Raw genomic sequence first — 16,425 nt, forward strand, 5'->3', positions numbered from 1 at the left:
GATAACAATGGTCTATGACTACATTATTATCGGTGCTGGTTCAGCCGGTAACGTTCTTGCTACCCGCTTGACAGAAGATCCTGAAGTTACTGTGCTGCTCCTTGAAGCTGGAGGTCCGGACTACAGGTTCGATTTTCGTACACAAATGCCAGCGGCATTAGCTTATCCGCTACAAGGTAGGCGATATAATTGGGCTTATGAAACAGAGCCAGAACCCTATATGAATAACCGACGCATGGAATGTGGTCGTGGAAAAGGGCTAGGTGGATCATCATTAATTAATGGTATGTGCTATATCCGTGGTAATGCAATGGATTTTGATGGGTGGGCAAAATTACCTGGTCTTGAAGAGTGGGACTATTTAAGTTGCTTGCCTTATTTTCGTAAAGCTGAAACGCGCGATATTGGTGCTGATGATTATCATGGTGATAAAGGGCCTGTAAGTGTAACAACACCGAAAAAAGGTAATAATATTTTATTTCAAGCGATGATTGAAGCCGGTGTACAAGCAGGATATCCAAGAACGATTGACCTTAATGGCTATCAGCAAGAGGGCTTTGGGCCAATGGATAGAACCGTCACACCGAAAGGTCGGCGAGCAAGCACCGCAAGAGGTTATCTTGATCAAGCTAAAGCACGAAAAAACTTAACGATCAAGACTCACGCTATAACAGATATTATTGAGTTTGAAGGAAAAAAAGCAATTGGTGTGCGTTATCTTCTAGGGGAAAATACCACTCTTCATCATGTAAAAGCCCGTCGAGAAGTATTGCTTTGTGCCGGTGCAATTGCTTCGCCTCAAATTTTGCAACGTTCTGGTATTGGTCCTGAAAAGGTATTAAACGAATTTAATATTTCCCCTATACATGTATTACCTGGTGTTGGGGAAAATCTGCAAGATCATTTAGAAATGTATTTACAGTATGAATGTAAAAAACCTGTTTCACTTTATCCTGCTTTAAAATGGTATAACCAACCTAAGATTGGTGCGCAATGGCTATTCCAAGGAACAGGAATAGGTGCAAGTAATCAATTTGAAGCGGGTGGATTTATTCGTTCAAGCGAAAAATATGCGTGGCCAAACATTCAATTCCACTTTTTGCCAGTCGCTATTAACTATAACGGAACCAATGCCGTAGAAATTCATGGCTTTCAAGCACACGTAGGCTCTATGCGCTCGCCGAGCCGAGGACGTGTAAAGCTAACATCTACAGATCCTCATCAACATCCTAGTATCTTGTTTAATTACATGTCCACAGAACAGGATTGGGAAGAGTTTCGTTCAGCTATCCGTATTACGCGAGAAATAATGGCACAACCGGCATTAGATGCTTATCGTGGTGAAGAAATTAGTCCAGGTAAACATATTCAAAGTGATGAAGAGCTTGATGCTTTTGTTAGAGAACGAGCTGAAACAGCATTCCATCCTTGTGGCACGTGTAAAATGGGAATGGATGAAATGGCAGTTGTCGATGAAGAAGGTCGAGTACACGGCATAGAAAACTTAAGAGTTATTGATGCATCTATCATGCCACTAATAATCACTGGGAATTTGAATGCAACGACAATTATGATGGCAGAAAAGCTAGCAGATAAAGTGAGAGGAATAAACCCTTTACCTAAAAGCCAAGCTGACTATTATGTTGCAGGTGATCAACCTGTAAGAAAAACAAATCTAAGCCTATAAATTAGGGTAGGCAAAAGAGGAATATAAATTCCTTTTTTGTCTTTTTATCATTATTTCCTCTTTGTTGATATTGAATTTATATAAAAATAATTTATATAAAGTCTAGATATTCAGAAAAAAATATGATTAATTTTTATCATAAATATTTCTAAATAAAATTACTTTATAAAAGAAATTCAACGTAACGAGATAAATTCAAGTAAAACAACGGTTTTACTGTCATTTTTGTGATGAATGTCAACTCTCCATAACTGAAGCATTCCATTAATTATCGTAAACAGACAACGAAAACGTTTGCATAATATTTTTATGCAGATAGAATTCGTCAGATTTTTTTGGCCTGGTGAAATTAATAGGGGGTTAAAGTGTCTCAGGACAACAATTATAGTCAGGGCCCAGTGCCCATATCCGCAAGAAAGGGTGGATTGGCGTTAACCTTTGTGATGTTGGGATTAACGTTTTTTTCAGCCAGTATGTGGACTGGCGGCGCTCTTGGTACTGGTCTTTCCTTTAATGATTTCTTCCTCGCAGTTCTAATTGGTAATCTTCTTCTTGGTATCTACACCGCATTTCTTGGTTTTATTGGTTCAAAAACAGGTCTTACTACTCATCTCCTCGCGCGTTACTCTTTCGGTATTAAAGGTTCTTGGCTTCCCTCATTTTTACTCGGTGGTACTCAGGTTGGTTGGTTTGGTGTGGGTGTGGCAATGTTTGCCATCCCGGTAGGAAAAGCTACTGGTATTGATATTAATCTCCTTATCGCCGTTTCCGGCATTTTAATGACCATTACAGTATTCTTCGGTATTTCCGCTCTCACTGTTCTCTCTATCATTGCTGTTCCTGCTATCGCAATCCTTGGAAGTTACTCTGTTTACCTTGCTATACATGATATGGGCGGGCTTTCAACGCTAATGGCCGTTAAACCTGCTCAACCATTAGATTTTAATTTAGCGCTGGCGATGGTTGTCGGATCGTTTATTAGTGCGGGAACACTTACTGCTGATTTCGTACGTTTCGGACGAAACCCTAAAGTAGCGGTGGTGGTTGCAATTATCGCTTTCTTCTTAGGCAATACACTGATGTTTGTCTTTGGTGCAGCGGGTGCTGCTTCACTGGGAATGGCAGATATTTCGGATGTGATGATTGCGCAAGGATTATTACTTCCTGCTATCGTGGTGCTGGGGTTAAATATCTGGACAACTAATGATAATGCGTTATATGCCTCTGGATTAGGTTTTGCCAATATTACGGGCTTATCGAGTAAAAAGCTTTCAGTGATAAATGGCATTGTCGGTACACTGTGTGCATTATGGCTCTATAATAACTTTGTAGGTTGGTTAACCTTTTTATCTGCTGCAATTCCACCTATTGGTGGCGTTATCATTGCAGATTATCTGATGAATAAAGCGCGTTATAACACTTTCAATGTTGAAAAAATGCAATCAGTTAACTGGGTTGCGTTACTGGCAGTTGCAATTGGTATTATGGCAGGGCACTGGTTGCCAGGTATCGTGCCTGTCAACGCAGTATTAGGTGGTGCAATTAGCTACGCCGTGTTAAATCCAATATTAAATCGTCGTGCAGCTCGACAAGCGGAGATAAGTCATGCTGGGTAAGAATATCGAACAAATTAATCATGCTCGTCTAGTTGGAAAAGAGGGGTTGTGGCGTATTACGCTTAAAAACAACAAAATTGAAGTGATAGAGCCACAACCTGAAAATAATTTTCATCCTGAAGCATTAGATGCGCAAGGTGGTTTAGTTCACGCTCCTTTTGTTGAACCTCATATTCATTTAGATACAACACAAACAGCAGGACAACCGAATTGGAATCAATCGGGAACATTATTTGAGGGTATTGAGCGTTGGGCTGAAAGAAAAGCACTGTTAACTCATGATGACGTTAAACAACGTGCATGGCAAACGCTGCAATGGCAAATTGCTAATGGTATTCAGCATGTTAGAACCCATGTGGATGTTTCAGATGCTTCGCTAACAGCATTAAAAGCAATGTTAGAAGTAAAAGAAGAAATTAAACCTTGGGTTGATTTGCAAATTGTTGCTTTTCCACAAGAAGGTATTTTGTCTTACCCTAATGGGGAAGCATTATTAGAAGAAGCATTAAAATTAGGTGCTGATGTCGTAGGTGCTATTCCACACTTTGAATTTACGCGTGAATATGGTGTTGAATCACTGCATAAAACCTTTGCATTAGCACAAAAATATGATCGTTTAATTGATGTTCATTGTGATGAAATTGATGATGAACAGTCTCGCTTTGTTGAAACTGTTGCCGCTTTAGCACATAAAGAGAATATGGGTTCACGAGTGACAGCCAGTCATACAACTGCAATGCATTCTTATAATGGCGCTTATACTTCACGTTTATTCCGACTATTAAGAATGTCTGGAATTAACTTTGTGGCAAATCCTTTAGTTAATATTCACTTGCAAGGTCGTTTTGATACCTATCCAAAACGTCGTGGTATTACTCGCGTAAAAGAGATGCTAGAAAGTAATATTAATGTCTGTTTTGGTCATGATGATGTTTTTGATCCTTGGTATCCATTAGGCACAGCAAATATGCTCCAAGTTTTACATATGGGATTGCATGTTTGCCAATTAATGGGCTATGGTCAAATTGATAACGGATTACAGTTAATTAGCTACAACAGCGCAAAAACACTCGCTTTAACGGATTATGGTGTTGAGGTAGGCAATAGCGCAAACTTTATTATTCTGCCAGCAGATAATGGATTTGATGCTTTACGTCGTCAAGTACCTGTGCGTTATTCTATTCGCCAAGGTAAAGTCATTGCACAAACAGAGCCAGCAAAAACAGAAATTATGTTAGATAAGCCAACTCGGATTACTTACAAGTAATTTTTAATTTATCTTAATAATGGATCAGTAAATAATAACTGATCCATTATCAGCAAATTTTTATCGCCAAATATAATCCGAAAAGGCAAACATAATCACAGGAGTAGCGATCACATCTGCTACAAGCGTGAGCGGGGTAATGATAATATTATTAGCTAAATTACCCGGTTTAAATGAATCGCTCTTTTCATAAGTATATAGTTCGACTTTATAATTTTCGTTTAATTTATCTTTCAATGTCGCAGGTATTTCCATAACATCTTTCTGAAAGACATATCCTTTGATAGGTATTGTTTTTACCCATGAACTTTCATCAGAATTACGTGTTTCTTTAAATCCTAAATTTTTTAATACTTCTGTTTGTTTGTCAGTTAATGCGAATTTTTTACTGATGTAAACATGGTAATTTTCTTTAAATTCAATGACATTATCATTCTTTTGGGTAAGTTTTAATCTAATGATACCTTCAGAATTATCAAATGCTTTCAATGGGATGGTTTTAATGATTTCATTTAATTGCATTAACTCATCAGCACCTTGAGTTAATATATAAATATAATTTTCACCTAAGAACCCATACCCAGATCCTGGCAATTGAATAGGTGCTAGGTTTTCATTATTTTGGTTATATTTAACTTTGAGATTTTTATACTCAAAAGCACCTACTATATTATCATTTACACTGGCCTGTTTTTTGTACTCCGAATCTACGACAGGATTACTATACCAAACAGCACCTGTGACACATCCAGTTGTGCTTAAAATTAATAAGCTTAAAAAGAAGAATGTTATTTTTTTCATTTTTTATTCTCGAGTTAAATTTATTCAATTATAACAGATTAAACTAGTTGGTTATTTAATACTATGGTTGATGAGTTTATTATTCTCTCTTTATATTAAATATTCAGTATAATGCTTTATTTTTCTGTATATTAAATAATATGGCTTACTTAATTATTAAGGATAATTGCGTATAGAGGCAAAGGACATCTTTTATTATTAAGTTTAGAATTTTATTTCTATCATGTATTATACATATGGTTAGACCCTCTCCGTATTACTGCGGCTGCTATCCCTTTAATCTGAGAGGTTTTTATGTCTACACAAAGAGATCGTGGTTGGCGTCAATGTGTTAACCGCAAAAATAAACATCAAGAAATGGGTTGTTCACGAGTGATGTTTAAACCAGAAAAAAAATGGTCTAATTTATATACTCGATCACTTAAAATGACCAGAGCTGCACAACTAGGAATTGAATACCCAAGAATTTCTCGTAGTCAGCGCCGATTAAATGCGTTATCTGATAGTGAGTAATGATGAATATCTTATTTATTTGCAGTAAAAATCAATGGCGAAGCCCAACCGCAGAACTGTTGTTTGCAGATAGAGAAGGCATTAATACACTTTCGGCGGGTACGCGTAAAGATGCGCAATGTGTGGTTGATAACGAATTACTTAAATGGGCTGATTTAGTGCTTGTCATGGAATCTAAACATTTAAATCGATTATCTGCACATTTTCCTGCAACTATGCGCTATAAAAAAGCGCATGTATTGGGAATACCTGATAATTATCGTTTTAACGATCCGGCATTAATTGAACTCCTTGAACAGAAAGTTCAGCCTTATTTACCAATGGAAGCAAAGCTTTCAACTAAATAATGTTTTTAATCTTGATAAAAAAACGCTCAGCTTAAAATAAGACTGGGCGTTTTTTATATCTAAAATTTTTATGCAGGTATAAAAAGAGTAGGTTGGGCTTTTACTATTGGTTATTTTTTCTGATCAGTGCCGCAAGTTGTGCAAGCTCTTCATCACTTGCTCGTTCAAAATCGTGAGATGAAAGATAACCCGGATATTTATCAAAGAAAATCTTCTGCTTATTTTCAATAGGTGCCCATTTTGTCATATCACCAGTGCCATGCATTGGGCTAAGTTTACTATGAACGTGATCAACACCAAATCCTTCAAAAAACATTCCTGAACGTGAAACATCAGGAAATGTTTTATCTAAGATTTTTGCCACTTTTTTCGTCGCAATCACTAACAACGCTAAGGCTTCATCACTGAGATCAAAGGCATAACTTGGATAGTGTTTTTTAGGAATAACAACCGTAAAGCCTTTGGTATTCGGAAATATAGAAAGAAAAGCAAGGTGGTGTTCGTCTTCCCAAATTTTATGGCAAGGTGCTTTTCCAGCAACGATTTGACAGAAAATACAGTTATCCATATAACCTCATAATTAAGTACTCATTATACTTCAAGTTGCAGCGTTGTTAGCTGAGCATTATTGCAATTGCCATTTAGCTGCATCTTGAATTATTCAGAGTATAAGATGGTTAAAGTAGGTTTCTTTCAGCTAAATCCAGTGCGAAGTAAGATAGAATTAAATCTGCACCAGCGCGTTTAATTGAACCTAAAGTCTCCATTACTACACGATCTTCATCGATTGCACCGGCTAATGCTGCAAATTTAATTTGAGCATATTCACCGCTGATTTGATAAGCCGCTAAAGGTAATAAAGTACGTTCACGTACATCGCGAATAATATCTAAATAAGCACCAGCAGGTTTAACCATCAGCATATCAGCGCCTTCTTGCTCATCAATTAATGATTCGCGGATCGCTTCACGGCGGTTCATTGGATTCATTTGATACGTCTTACGATCACCAATTAAGCGAGAGCCTGCTGCATCACGGAAAGGACCATATAAGGCTGAAGCAAATTTAGTCGAATAAGAAACAATACCAGTATCGCTAAATCCTGCTTTATCAAGTGCTGCACGAATAGCGGCGACTTGGCCGTCCATTGCAGCAGATGGTGCGATAAAATCTGCGCCAGCTTGTGCCGCAGCAACAGCTTGAAGACCTAAATTATAGATAGTTTCATCATTATCAACATGTTCGCCATGTAAAACACCACAGTGACCATGTGATGTGTATTCACAAAAACAGGTATCAGACATGACAATCATTTCTGGTACTGCATCTTTACAAATACGAGACATGCGAGAAACTAAGCCATCACTTTTCCAAGCATCACTCCCTGTTTCATCAAGGTGATGCGATACCCCAAAAGTCATGACAGTTTTAATGCCTGCTTTTGCAATACGTTCAATTTCATAAGCAAGACGCTTTTCAGGAATACGAACGACACCCGGCATACTTTTAATAGGTTGGTAATCATCAAGCCCTTCTTCTACGAATATAGGTAGAGCGAGATCATTTTTAGTTAATGTTGTTTCTTGAAAGAGCGCGCGCAGGTTTTCGGACTGGCGTAGTCTTCTTAAACGCTGGATGGATTGTTCGTTGCTCACAATATCTCCTTTTTATGGCCAGTACTAACAAGTATTTACCGAGGTATTATAAACCTTAATTTCAATAGATAGATACTCTATAATTGATACTCGTCATACTTCAAGTTGTAGCGTTGTTGACTTCATTCATTCGCACTAGTCACATACTATTGTATGCTCCTAGCGACTCATTCACTTGTCGCCTAGCTACACCTCGAATTATTTAGAGTATAGAGAAAAAGCAAAAGCAAAAGCAAAAGAAAAAGAAAAAGGGAAAAAGAATAAGTGATGGAGAGGGGGGAAATAAAAAAGAGCAGGATAATTTCTACTCTTTAAATGGATTTCAACTCACTTTTTAATGAGAAGATTATTTCTTTTGCTCTTCTAATGCAGCAATCATTTGAATTTTACAAGCGGCAACAATTTGAGTTAAGCCTTCTTGGAATTCTGCACGAGAGCCAATTTCAGCTTTTGCGTCACGTAAAGAATTAACAACTTCGATAGTGCCTTCAGTAAATTGTGCTTCAGTCGCTTCTAATTTCGCAAAATCAAATTTCTTTGCATTTAAAGAGGCTACTGCATCTTTAGCAATTTTCTCTGCTGGATCTTTTGTATCATAAGCTTTAATTGAGATATCTTTAAAGGTATCGCAGTAATCATCTGCCATTTTTGTTGGGTTAGCAAAAGCAACAGCAGGTAATAATAGCAGAGATAAGAGAAGTGGTTTCATTTTAGCCTCATGTTTATTTTTTAGTACGTACTTATTGAGTGTAACATATAAACAGGAGTGACGATAAATCAGAATAAGTGTAAAAATATAAATAGTAAATATTTTTAATCCTATTGTTTTTAGATATCTTCGTTATAATTTTGTTTAGGGACAACAAGCTAGCCATTTTTCACATAATAAAATTTCACAATTCAGAATAAATAAAACAACTCAAAATATAATAATATTAGGATTTATCTTTATTTACATTTTATATTGTTGATTTTTATTTGTGTTAAAAATATCAAAATCTGTGTTTTAAATATAAAAATCAGAATAAAAAGGAATTAAGTGATCATCAGTTAACATTAAGATAACTTTAATGCATTGTATTCAATAGGTTAATTTTTTTTCGCATTACTAATGATAGCAACGCTTCTAAATTTATTCTTTAATCTAAATAACATAAAAAATATTAAACAAAAATAATTTTTGATAATGACGATTAGATAAAAGCACTGAAAATAAAACAAACGCTTTATCATATTGGATAATATGAAAATAATTTGAATAGAAAAACTCAGAGGGTAAAAGAGAAAAAAATCCCCTCTACAAGGATAGAGGGGTAGCTAAATGAATAAAGAATGGTTTATTTCGAGATTGAGTATATAGGAAGTTTGAAACTAAATTTTGTTTATTTGTGCAGCACAAAAAGTTTAGAAAATAGAATAAAAATATGTGCGAGTACTCAATTCGAAAATAAACATATTATTGACGATAAGCTGTCTTAATTTGGCTAATTGTATTACGGAATGTTTCTGCTTGTTTTTCGTCCTCAACTTCAGCAATAGCACGTTCAATATTTAAAATAATACGCCCAGCATCTGCTTGACCTAATGCTTTTAACATATAGGTGACTAGTGTTTTTAAACAAGCCACTTCTTCTGCTAATGTTTCCACATCTGCTTGTGTTTTAAACTTCTCGTTCATTATCTACGTTCCTTTGTCTTTAATTTATAAATCATATCAGGATAGGTCATTAGAATAGCAAAGTCTCAGCAAGGTATGAATAGTGATAATGAAAGCATTTTGTCATATTGAAATTGTTAGCATGATAAAGAGACAAAATAGTTAGTGATCCCATTTATTTGTTAAAACCACGCTATACTTTGAACGTTATGTTTTGAACGTTAATACAAACAGATGTGGTACAGCAACCATTGCCAGCAATAAGAAAAAATGCAGAAAAAGGAGGGAAGGAAAATAATATGAATGAAGAACAACTATTACACGCGATCACTCATTATCCCGCACTTTATCAACGCAAGTCAGGGAATACACATAAAGGAACATTTGGCACATTAGGCATTGTAGGTAGCGCTGAAGGAATGAGCGGCGCGATAGTATTAGCCGGTAAAAGTGCATTGAAAGCAGGGTGCGGAAAGGTATTTCTTGGTTTTGCTCAGTCACAACTTCCTGTTCCTTTTATTGATAGTGCGCCAGAGCTTATGCTCAAAACAGCACTGACATTGATGAATCAACAAGATATTTCTGCTTGGGCTATTGGATGTGGATTAGGATTATCTGCAAATTCTGAAGAGATCTTATCAATAGCTTTGGCGCAACGTAATGAAAATATACCCTATGTTTTTGATGCAGATGCATTAGTGTTAATGGCTAAATTAAAATCAGAACTATCACTAAATCAGCATTGTGTATTAACACCACACCCTAAAGAAGCTTCTATTTTGCTTAATTGCACACTAAATGATATTCAAAATAATAGAGAAGAAGCTGCTAAAGAAATTGCGAAGCTTTATCATTGTTGGGCAATAATCAAAGGTCAAAATACTGTAGTGACATCTCCGAAAGGGGAATTAACGATTAATACAACCGGTAATAGTGGATTATCAACCGCAGGGAGTGGTGATGTGCTAACAGGTGTTATGGGTAGTTTTTTAGCGCAAGGAATGACAATGTCTGATGCGGTGAAAAGTGCAGTTTGGATACATGGAATGGCAGCGGATATCTTAGTCGAAAAAGGTATTGGGCCAATAGGATTAACGGCATCAGAATTGATTGATACTATCCGAAATATTCGCAATCAAATATGGACGTTAACACAGCAGCATAATGCAAACTATTTTGAATGATCACTTTTATTTTTTAGCTTAACGTATTAATAATTAAAGTAGGTTTATATTAAGATTAGATTGTTTTTAGTTAATTCACTCACAGTAATCTTTGGGTTATTGCGATAGGATTAAGGCAAATGGAGAGTTGAGAGGAGTTATTATGTATAAAACGATTTTAGTGCCTATTGATATTGTAGAAGAAGAGTTAACCAGTAAAGCGGTACGACATGCTGTGTATTTAGCAAAAGAAACGGGAGCTAATTTACATTTAATTCATGTTCTTCCTATCTCTTCAGCAATCATTAATGCATATTCATTGGGTTATCCAGAAATTAAAGATAAAGCGACAGTGAAAGCAGAGAATGATATGCAAATGTTGGTAGATTCGGTGGATTTGCCTGCTGAAAAGGTCGCTTATACGGTTACTTTTGGCTCACCTCGTGATGAAATTTTAGTCACAGCAAAAGATATTCATGCAGACTTAATTGTGATTGGTTCTCGTAGACCTAATATCAGCACTCATTTATTAGGCTCAACGGCTGCGGGTGTTGTTCGTTATGCTGAAATTTCAGTGTTAGTTGTTCGTTAATATATTACTAATATGCTATGAGCATCCCTCATAGCATATTTTTTAGTTTTTTTGCGTAGTTTATCTTCTTTATTCAATAAGCCGTTTATCGAATAAACAGTCTAGAAAGTGGATAAGAATGGAAAAATTTACCGAAGAACTTTTAAGGCTCGATCATTTTATTCTACGCATCTTACGCTATTATGTAATAGGCTCTATTTTCTTTTTCTTAGGATTATTACCCGGCGTATTAGGGTTTTATTTAATTGAAGGACATAGCTTTATGGAGTCTTCATTAAATGCAATCTCTATGTTAAGTGGTCAACCGGTAGAGCCAGCACCTGCAACCCCAACAGGGCGCTTTTTTATTGCAATTTATGGTTTATTTCTTCAGTGTGTTTTTATTTTATCAATTGGGCTTGTAGTGACACCTTTTATTCATCGACAATTGCATAAATGGCATCTTGAGGAAGATTAAATAAGCAAGCTGTGGGTTTAACGCTACAATAATAAACAGACAATAATCTGATAATGAGGAGTTGCTATGTACAAGACAATTCTAGTACCTGTTGATATTTCAGAAGATGAGTTAACGACGAAAGCCTTACAACACGCTGTTTATATTGCCAAATTAGAAGGCGCAAAACTGCATCTTTTCCATGCCATTCCTGATATTTCACGTTTCTCTATTAGTTATAGCTACCATTATGACATGCTCAGTTCTTTTGCAAACAAAGCACTTGAGCGTGTACAAGAACAACTGCAAGAATTAGCTGATGGTATTGATTTGCCAAATGAACAAGTTGAATTTTCAGCCGTATTTGGTTCTGCAAGAGATAAAGTTTTAGAGCTCGCTGAAAAAATTCATGCTGATTTGATTGTAATCGGTTCTCGCCGCCCAAGTATTTCAACACACCTATTGGGTTCAAATGCATCAGGTATTGTTGCTTATGCTAAGCAATCTGTTCTAGTTGTTCGCTAAAATTTTTATAAAAGTTAGTAAATAGTATGCAACCCCTAGATCTCGATTTAGGGGTTTTTTATTTTTAAATTTAAGCATTGCCATTTTAAATTGATATATGAGTGCGATTGTTTATTAATGCGGTTTTATTTTTAATACTCGGATCTTTATTGATTGAGAATGATAGTCATTCTAAAGTGAGAGATTGTTATTAATTAGAGATGAGTATTATGTTGAATAATAAAACTTTTACCGTTATGGGTATTGAGCAATTTCCTGTTATTACGATGAAAATATTTCCAGAAACACTGGAAGATGCCAATAATTGGACTGCTGAAATGGATATTGTGCTAAACGAGAAAAGAAAATTTGTCTTGGTTTACCCTTCCATCAATAAGAAGGACAAAGAGCATAAAAAAGAAGATATGGAAGGAATGAAGGCGGTTAGGCGTTGGCTTAAAGAGGGAAAAGCGCTTCTTAGTGAATATTGTGCAGGTATGATAATGACTGCTGATCCACAAAAAAATGATAAAGAGCAACTGGTACAACTCTCTTCTGTTATTTCTGCGGTTTATGGTGTTTCTGTATTTGTTGCAGAAACTCTGGATGATTCGTATATCCAAGCTAATGAATTAGTGAAGTAATTAAACCTTATTAATTATCTTAATTAAATTAGTTTATAAAGCACTTGTATGAGTGCTTTTTTATTAAAACAGTGATTGCTATTTGACGATGCGAGTTAAAAAAGGATCGGATATTTAATTCTTGCACTGTACTTTCTATAACAATATTTATGACCATCCATCTATAACATTGATCTACCTACAGCCTTAAATATTTTATTTGTTCATAATAGTATTGAAAGATAATAGAGCGAGAAACGAGCTATGCTGATAAACTTTATATTAGCAGTGGCTCGTTTTTGATTAAAACTAAGGCATAGTATGGATAATGAGATAATGGCGGATTGCACTGCCATTTCACAAGATAAACAGCGTGAAATTACCAAGTTATGTATTCAAACTGCATTGTTGCTATTGCAACATGGCGCAGAAAGTATGCTGGTTGAACAGCTTTCAACCCGTCTAGGTTTAGCTTTAGGTGTACATCAAGTTGAGAGTGCAATTTCTGCTAATGCAGTGGTATTAACCACCATTGTTAATGGGCATTGCCAAACTTCAACACGTAAGATTGTCGATCGCGGTATTAATATGCATGTTGTGACAGAAGTTCAGCATATTGTTATTTTGGTTGAACATCACCTTGCAGATATTCATGAAGCAAGAAAACGTTTTGAGCATATAAAACCGTTACGTTATCCACGTTGGGCGATTATTTTTATGGTTGCCTTATCTTGTGGCTGTTTCTCTAAATTAAATGGTGGTAATTGGGATGGCTTTTTAGTTTCTGCCATTGGTGGTGGTCTTGGTATGTTTGTTCGCCAAGCATTAACACATCGCCAAATGAACCCATTAATTAATTTCTGTATTACTGCGTTTGTGGCAACTTCAGTCTCAGGTCTATTATTAAAGCTCTCTTATTTTCAAACGACGGCGACTATTTCAATGGCTGCCAGCGTCTTATTATTGGTTCCCGGATTTCCTTTAATTAATGCTGTTGCTGATATGTTTAAAGGACATGTTAATACAGGCTTAGCGCGTTGGGCAATGGCAACAATGTTAACTTTAGCCACCTGTTTAGGGGTTATTTTAGCTATGGCAGTATGGGGGTTAAGAGATTGGGCATAATAATGATACTTCTCACCTTGATTGAAGATATGGTCTTAGCGGCTATTCCTGCTGTGGGTTTTGCGATGGTATTTAATGTGCCTTCAAGAGCATTAAAATATTGTGCGCTATTAGGTGCAATAGGACACGGCTCTCGTACTGTTTTAGTGATGAGCGGTATGAACATAGAATGGGCAAGTTTTTGTGCTGCCATTTTAGTGGGTTGCATTGGTATTCAATGGTCACGCTGGTGGCTTGCACACCCTAAAGTCTTTACTGTTGCTGCGGTTATTCCGATGTTCCCCGGAATAAATGCATATATAGCGATGATCTCAGTGGTAAAGTTAACGCAAATTGGTTATAGCGCGGAAATTTTTGAAGCTTTAGTTACTAATTTCCTTAAAGCTTCATTTATTGTCGGTGCGCTCTCTATCGGGCTATCCTTGCCAGGCTTATGGTTATATCGCAAGCGTCCGAGTGTATAATGACTCACATCGCGTGTTGTAATGAGTTTAATGTAATATCCAGTTCATTTTTGTCAGAAATAATAATTTGAATTCGTAATTTATTCTCAGATTCTAAACTAGCATGCGCTTTAACATCTTCGTTATTCGCATGTTTTTTTGTTATCTCGACTAATTCATCCATCAAATTCAGCATATTCTCATTCATTTTTAAATTTCTCCAAATCATTGATGGACTAAACCATAGCAAATCCCTTTTGCGTTAATGTCGAGAATAACGGCTTTTTCTATCACCATTCACGCTTATTGTTTTATTTTTTATACAAAAAATACCAAGAAAGATTGCCCAAAATAAATAAAAAAAAGGTAAGATTAGGCTAAATAAAAATAAGATTATCAGTTGGTTATTAAAGATAATTCTTATTGGGTTTAATAAAATAAAGAGTAAGGCAGATACCACTTTGAGAAAAATATTACACTATACCGCGGTTGTGTTGGGTTTGTTTTTTATTACGCTAAATGTTCAAGCACAGGTCCCTGAGAATTTTACAAAAGCGAAAGAGATAGCAAAAGAACGTATTTATTATGATCAAAATCAAAAGTCACAAGGTACTATTTATTGTGGTTGTGATTGGGAATGGGTTGGTAAATCTGGTGGACGTGTTAATTTAGCCAGTTGTGGTTATAAAGTGAGAACCCAACAAACAAGAGCAGAACGTATTGAATGGGAGCATATTGTTCCTGCATGGGTCTTTGGTCATCAACGCCAATGTTGGCAAAATGGAGGCAGAACTAATTGTGTGAAAAACGATCCTGTATTTGGAAAAATTGAAGCTGATTTACACAATTTAGCGCCATCTATTGGTGAAGTTAACGGGGATCGTAGCAATTTTAGTTTTGGGCAATTACCTGCACAAGCGCCTTATCAATATGGTCAATGCCGTAGCCGTGTTGACTTCGCGTCACGTACTTTTGAGCCTCGTAATGAAGTTAAAGGACAAGTAGCAAGGGTTTATTTCTACTTACATGACCGCTATAACCTCTCTATGTCACGTCAACAACAACAGTTATTAATGGCTTGGGATAATGCTTATCCACCAACTGCATGGGAAAAAGAGCGTGATAACCGTATTGCTCATATTGTTGGATATCATAATCCGTTTGTAACGGGTGAAGTGAAGTGGCAATTAGGACATAAAAATAGTGGTGCTGGATTATCTGCAATAAATAGTGCGCCAGCTACTAAAGCTAAAACTGAAACGCCTAAACAAGTAAATACATCACAATCTGAAGATATTAAAGGTAATGTTAATAGTAAAATCTACCATTTTGCACATTGCTCTGGTTATAAAACCATGGCAGATAAAAATGCCGTTTTCTTTAAAACAGAAAGTGAGGCTATTAAGGCAGGTTACCGTTTAGCGAATAATTGTAAACAGCCTTAATCGTAATTATTTGGATTACATCCAACGACGAACGTGGCGACAATATTGTTGCCACGCTTGCGGAAATAATTCACTTAAGATTTTTTCTTCACGTACTATCGTATAGCGATCTGTAATAAAATAAAACGCAATTGCCGCACCTAAAAATCCCCAATTACCAAAAATAAAAAATAGCCCAATACTAATATCTAAAAAACCGAGATACATAGGATTACGACTTATCTTATAAGGACCACTTGTTACTAATTGTCTAGGTGTGTGATTAGGATTAGGAGATGTTTTTTGTTTAATAAAAAAGGAGAGGCAATAAAAAAGCCAGATCCCAGAAGTTGTAATGGTGAGTAAACCGAGATAAAAAAAGAAACCCATCTTAAGAGAGCCAGAGTGGAGTTCAAAACTAATAAATGGAATTAGGTTAAGTAGTAACCAATAAACAAAAGGTAATCGTAAGAAATTCATTTATTCCCCCTAAAATAACACTTATTGTTATTTTTATGTTAACTCTATCTCGTTATAAATTATCTCAGTATTGAAAATATTTTTCTTTTGTC

20 protein-coding genes are annotated in these 16,425 nt (G+C 36.0%); 13 read left to right on the plus strand and 7 right to left on the minus strand.

All coding sequences use genetic code 11. The annotated features are described in order from the left end of the window. The first annotated feature begins 7 nt into the window (after positions 1 to 7). From betA to GTK47_RS11600, 3 genes are all read left to right on the plus strand, one after another. Positions 8 to 1,687 carry a choline dehydrogenase gene (gene betA / locus GTK47_RS11590; RefSeq protein ID WP_165123333.1) on the plus strand — a complete coding sequence of 560 codons (1,680 nt, stop codon included), beginning with the start codon at positions 8 to 10 and terminating at the stop codon, positions 1,685 to 1,687. Positions 1,688 to 2,052: 365 nt separating this feature from the next. Beyond that, positions 2,053 to 3,303, plus strand: a complete 1,251-nt coding sequence (gene codB, locus GTK47_RS11595; RefSeq protein ID WP_165123335.1) for a cytosine permease — start codon at positions 2,053 to 2,055, stop codon at positions 3,301 to 3,303. Further along, positions 3,293 to 4,570 (plus strand): cytosine deaminase, encoded by a 1,278-nt coding sequence (locus GTK47_RS11600; RefSeq protein ID WP_165123337.1) that lies wholly within the window; start codon positions 3,293 to 3,295, stop codon positions 4,568 to 4,570. The genes codB and GTK47_RS11600 overlap by 11 nt, the downstream gene beginning before the upstream one ends. A 60-nt stretch (positions 4,571 to 4,630) precedes the next feature. Here GTK47_RS11600 and GTK47_RS11605 read toward each other — a convergent pair whose 3' ends face one another. After that, positions 4,631 to 5,371, minus strand: coding sequence for a hypothetical protein (locus tag GTK47_RS11605; RefSeq protein ID WP_165123339.1), 741 nt, complete (start codon positions 5,369 to 5,371; stop codon positions 4,631 to 4,633). A gap of 294 nt (positions 5,372 to 5,665) precedes the next feature. On the opposite strand from GTK47_RS11605, the gene GTK47_RS11610 reads away from it, so the two are divergent. After that, positions 5,666 to 5,884 carry a hypothetical protein gene (locus tag GTK47_RS11610; RefSeq protein WP_036912865.1) on the plus strand — a complete coding sequence of 73 codons (219 nt, stop codon included), beginning with the start codon at positions 5,666 to 5,668 and terminating at the stop codon, positions 5,882 to 5,884. 2 nt (positions 5,885 to 5,886) lie between these two features. Further along, a complete protein-coding gene (locus GTK47_RS11615) occupies positions 5,887 to 6,231 on the plus strand; it encodes a phosphotyrosine protein phosphatase (RefSeq protein ID WP_109393890.1) in 345 nt (114 codons plus the stop codon). 103 nt (positions 6,232 to 6,334) lie between these two features. Here the strand turns inward: GTK47_RS11615 and GTK47_RS11620 are convergent, their stop codons facing one another. The 4 genes from GTK47_RS11620 to GTK47_RS11635 all read right to left on the minus strand — a co-directional run bounded on the left by GTK47_RS11620 (position 6,335) and on the right by GTK47_RS11635 (position 9,567). Then, complete coding sequence (locus GTK47_RS11620) at positions 6,335 to 6,799, minus strand: HIT family protein (protein WP_109393889.1); 465 nt, start codon at positions 6,797 to 6,799, stop codon at positions 6,335 to 6,337. Between the two features lie 109 nt (positions 6,800 to 6,908). Beyond that, entirely contained in the window at positions 6,909 to 7,886 is a 978-nt protein-coding gene (gene hemB, locus GTK47_RS11625) for a porphobilinogen synthase (RefSeq protein ID WP_072064069.1), read from the minus strand. 346 nt (positions 7,887 to 8,232) lie between these two features. After that, positions 8,233 to 8,595: a hypothetical protein gene (locus GTK47_RS11630; protein ID WP_165123341.1), complete on the minus strand. Its 363-nt coding sequence runs from the start codon at positions 8,593 to 8,595 to the stop codon at positions 8,233 to 8,235. A gap of 747 nt (positions 8,596 to 9,342) precedes the next feature. After that, positions 9,343 to 9,567: a DUF2594 family protein gene (locus tag GTK47_RS11635; protein WP_277603167.1), complete on the minus strand. Its 225-nt coding sequence runs from the start codon at positions 9,565 to 9,567 to the stop codon at positions 9,343 to 9,345. A gap of 275 nt (positions 9,568 to 9,842) precedes the next feature. Here GTK47_RS11635 and GTK47_RS11640 point away from each other — a divergent pair, with 275 nt between their 5' ends. The 7 genes from GTK47_RS11640 to GTK47_RS11670 all read left to right on the plus strand — a co-directional run bounded on the left by GTK47_RS11640 (position 9,843) and on the right by GTK47_RS11670 (position 14,450). Further along, positions 9,843 to 10,727 (plus strand): NAD(P)H-hydrate dehydratase, encoded by an 885-nt coding sequence (locus GTK47_RS11640; protein WP_165123345.1) that lies wholly within the window; start codon positions 9,843 to 9,845, stop codon positions 10,725 to 10,727. Between the two features lie 142 nt (positions 10,728 to 10,869). Continuing rightward, positions 10,870 to 11,298 (plus strand): universal stress protein, encoded by a 429-nt coding sequence (locus GTK47_RS11645; RefSeq protein ID WP_075674297.1) that lies wholly within the window; start codon positions 10,870 to 10,872, stop codon positions 11,296 to 11,298. A gap of 118 nt (positions 11,299 to 11,416) precedes the next feature. Beyond that, positions 11,417 to 11,755 carry a hypothetical protein gene (locus GTK47_RS11650; RefSeq protein WP_165123348.1) on the plus strand — a complete coding sequence of 113 codons (339 nt, stop codon included), beginning with the start codon at positions 11,417 to 11,419 and terminating at the stop codon, positions 11,753 to 11,755. A 66-nt stretch (positions 11,756 to 11,821) separates the two neighbouring features. Beyond that, positions 11,822 to 12,259, plus strand: coding sequence for a universal stress protein (locus tag GTK47_RS11655; RefSeq protein WP_098942597.1), 438 nt, complete (start codon positions 11,822 to 11,824; stop codon positions 12,257 to 12,259). A gap of 209 nt (positions 12,260 to 12,468) precedes the next feature. Beyond that, positions 12,469 to 12,882 (plus strand): hypothetical protein, encoded by a 414-nt coding sequence (locus GTK47_RS11660; protein ID WP_165123350.1) that lies wholly within the window; start codon positions 12,469 to 12,471, stop codon positions 12,880 to 12,882. Between the two features lie 300 nt (positions 12,883 to 13,182). After that, positions 13,183 to 13,986: a threonine/serine exporter ThrE family protein gene (locus GTK47_RS11665; RefSeq protein WP_088495399.1), complete on the plus strand. Its 804-nt coding sequence runs from the start codon at positions 13,183 to 13,185 to the stop codon at positions 13,984 to 13,986. Further along, positions 13,977 to 14,450 (plus strand): threonine/serine exporter, encoded by a 474-nt coding sequence (locus GTK47_RS11670; RefSeq protein WP_206535851.1) that lies wholly within the window; start codon positions 13,977 to 13,979, stop codon positions 14,448 to 14,450. The genes GTK47_RS11665 and GTK47_RS11670 overlap by 10 nt, the downstream gene beginning before the upstream one ends. A gap of 4 nt (positions 14,451 to 14,454) precedes the next feature. Here the strand turns inward: GTK47_RS11670 and GTK47_RS11675 are convergent, their stop codons facing one another. Further along, complete coding sequence (locus GTK47_RS11675; protein ID WP_036912881.1) at positions 14,455 to 14,637, minus strand: hypothetical protein; 183 nt, start codon at positions 14,635 to 14,637, stop codon at positions 14,455 to 14,457. A gap of 253 nt (positions 14,638 to 14,890) precedes the next feature. Here GTK47_RS11675 and GTK47_RS11680 point away from each other — a divergent pair, with 253 nt between their 5' ends. Then, positions 14,891 to 15,874, plus strand: a complete 984-nt coding sequence (locus GTK47_RS11680) for an endonuclease (RefSeq protein WP_165123354.1) — start codon at positions 14,891 to 14,893, stop codon at positions 15,872 to 15,874. A 15-nt stretch (positions 15,875 to 15,889) separates the two neighbouring features. Here GTK47_RS11680 and GTK47_RS11685 read toward each other — a convergent pair whose 3' ends face one another. Next, positions 15,890 to 16,333 (minus strand): isoprenylcysteine carboxylmethyltransferase family protein, encoded by a 444-nt coding sequence (locus tag GTK47_RS11685; protein ID WP_165123356.1) that lies wholly within the window; start codon positions 16,331 to 16,333, stop codon positions 15,890 to 15,892. Between the last annotated feature and the right edge of the window lie 92 nt (positions 16,334 to 16,425).

The organism is Proteus sp. ZN5 (assembly GCF_011046025.1).
In the GTDB taxonomy this organism is placed as follows: Bacteria; Pseudomonadota; Gammaproteobacteria; order Enterobacterales; family Enterobacteriaceae; genus Proteus.

Excerpts from the sequence above, each read along its gene's own strand:
- GTK47_RS11640 (WP_165123345.1), top strand. The coding sequence starts at position 9,843 with ATGAATGAAGAACAACTATTACACGCGATCACTCATTATCCCGCACTT.
- GTK47_RS11665 (WP_088495399.1), top strand. The coding sequence starts at position 13,183 with ATGGATAATGAGATAATGGCGGATTGCACTGCCATTTCACAAGATAAA.
- GTK47_RS11630 (WP_165123341.1), bottom strand. The coding sequence starts at position 8,595 with ATGAAACCACTTCTCTTATCTCTGCTATTATTACCTGCTGTTGCTTTT.
- GTK47_RS11685 (WP_165123356.1), bottom strand. The coding sequence starts at position 16,333 with ATGAATTTCTTACGATTACCTTTTGTTTATTGGTTACTACTTAACCTA.
- GTK47_RS11610 (WP_036912865.1), top strand. The coding sequence starts at position 5,666 with ATGTCTACACAAAGAGATCGTGGTTGGCGTCAATGTGTTAACCGCAAA.
- GTK47_RS11615 (WP_109393890.1), top strand. The coding sequence starts at position 5,887 with ATGAATATCTTATTTATTTGCAGTAAAAATCAATGGCGAAGCCCAACC.
- GTK47_RS11600 (WP_165123337.1), top strand. The coding sequence starts at position 3,293 with ATGCTGGGTAAGAATATCGAACAAATTAATCATGCTCGTCTAGTTGGA.
- GTK47_RS11605 (WP_165123339.1), bottom strand. The coding sequence starts at position 5,371 with ATGAAAAAAATAACATTCTTCTTTTTAAGCTTATTAATTTTAAGCACA.
- betA (WP_165123333.1), top strand. The coding sequence starts at position 8 with ATGGTCTATGACTACATTATTATCGGTGCTGGTTCAGCCGGTAACGTT.
- GTK47_RS11645 (WP_075674297.1), top strand. The coding sequence starts at position 10,870 with ATGTATAAAACGATTTTAGTGCCTATTGATATTGTAGAAGAAGAGTTA.
- GTK47_RS11650 (WP_165123348.1), top strand. The coding sequence starts at position 11,417 with ATGGAAAAATTTACCGAAGAACTTTTAAGGCTCGATCATTTTATTCTA.
- GTK47_RS11620 (WP_109393889.1), bottom strand. The coding sequence starts at position 6,799 with ATGGATAACTGTATTTTCTGTCAAATCGTTGCTGGAAAAGCACCTTGC.
- GTK47_RS11655 (WP_098942597.1), top strand. The coding sequence starts at position 11,822 with ATGTACAAGACAATTCTAGTACCTGTTGATATTTCAGAAGATGAGTTA.
- GTK47_RS11660 (WP_165123350.1), top strand. The coding sequence starts at position 12,469 with ATGTTGAATAATAAAACTTTTACCGTTATGGGTATTGAGCAATTTCCT.
- GTK47_RS11675 (WP_036912881.1), bottom strand. The coding sequence starts at position 14,637 with ATGAATGAGAATATGCTGAATTTGATGGATGAATTAGTCGAGATAACA.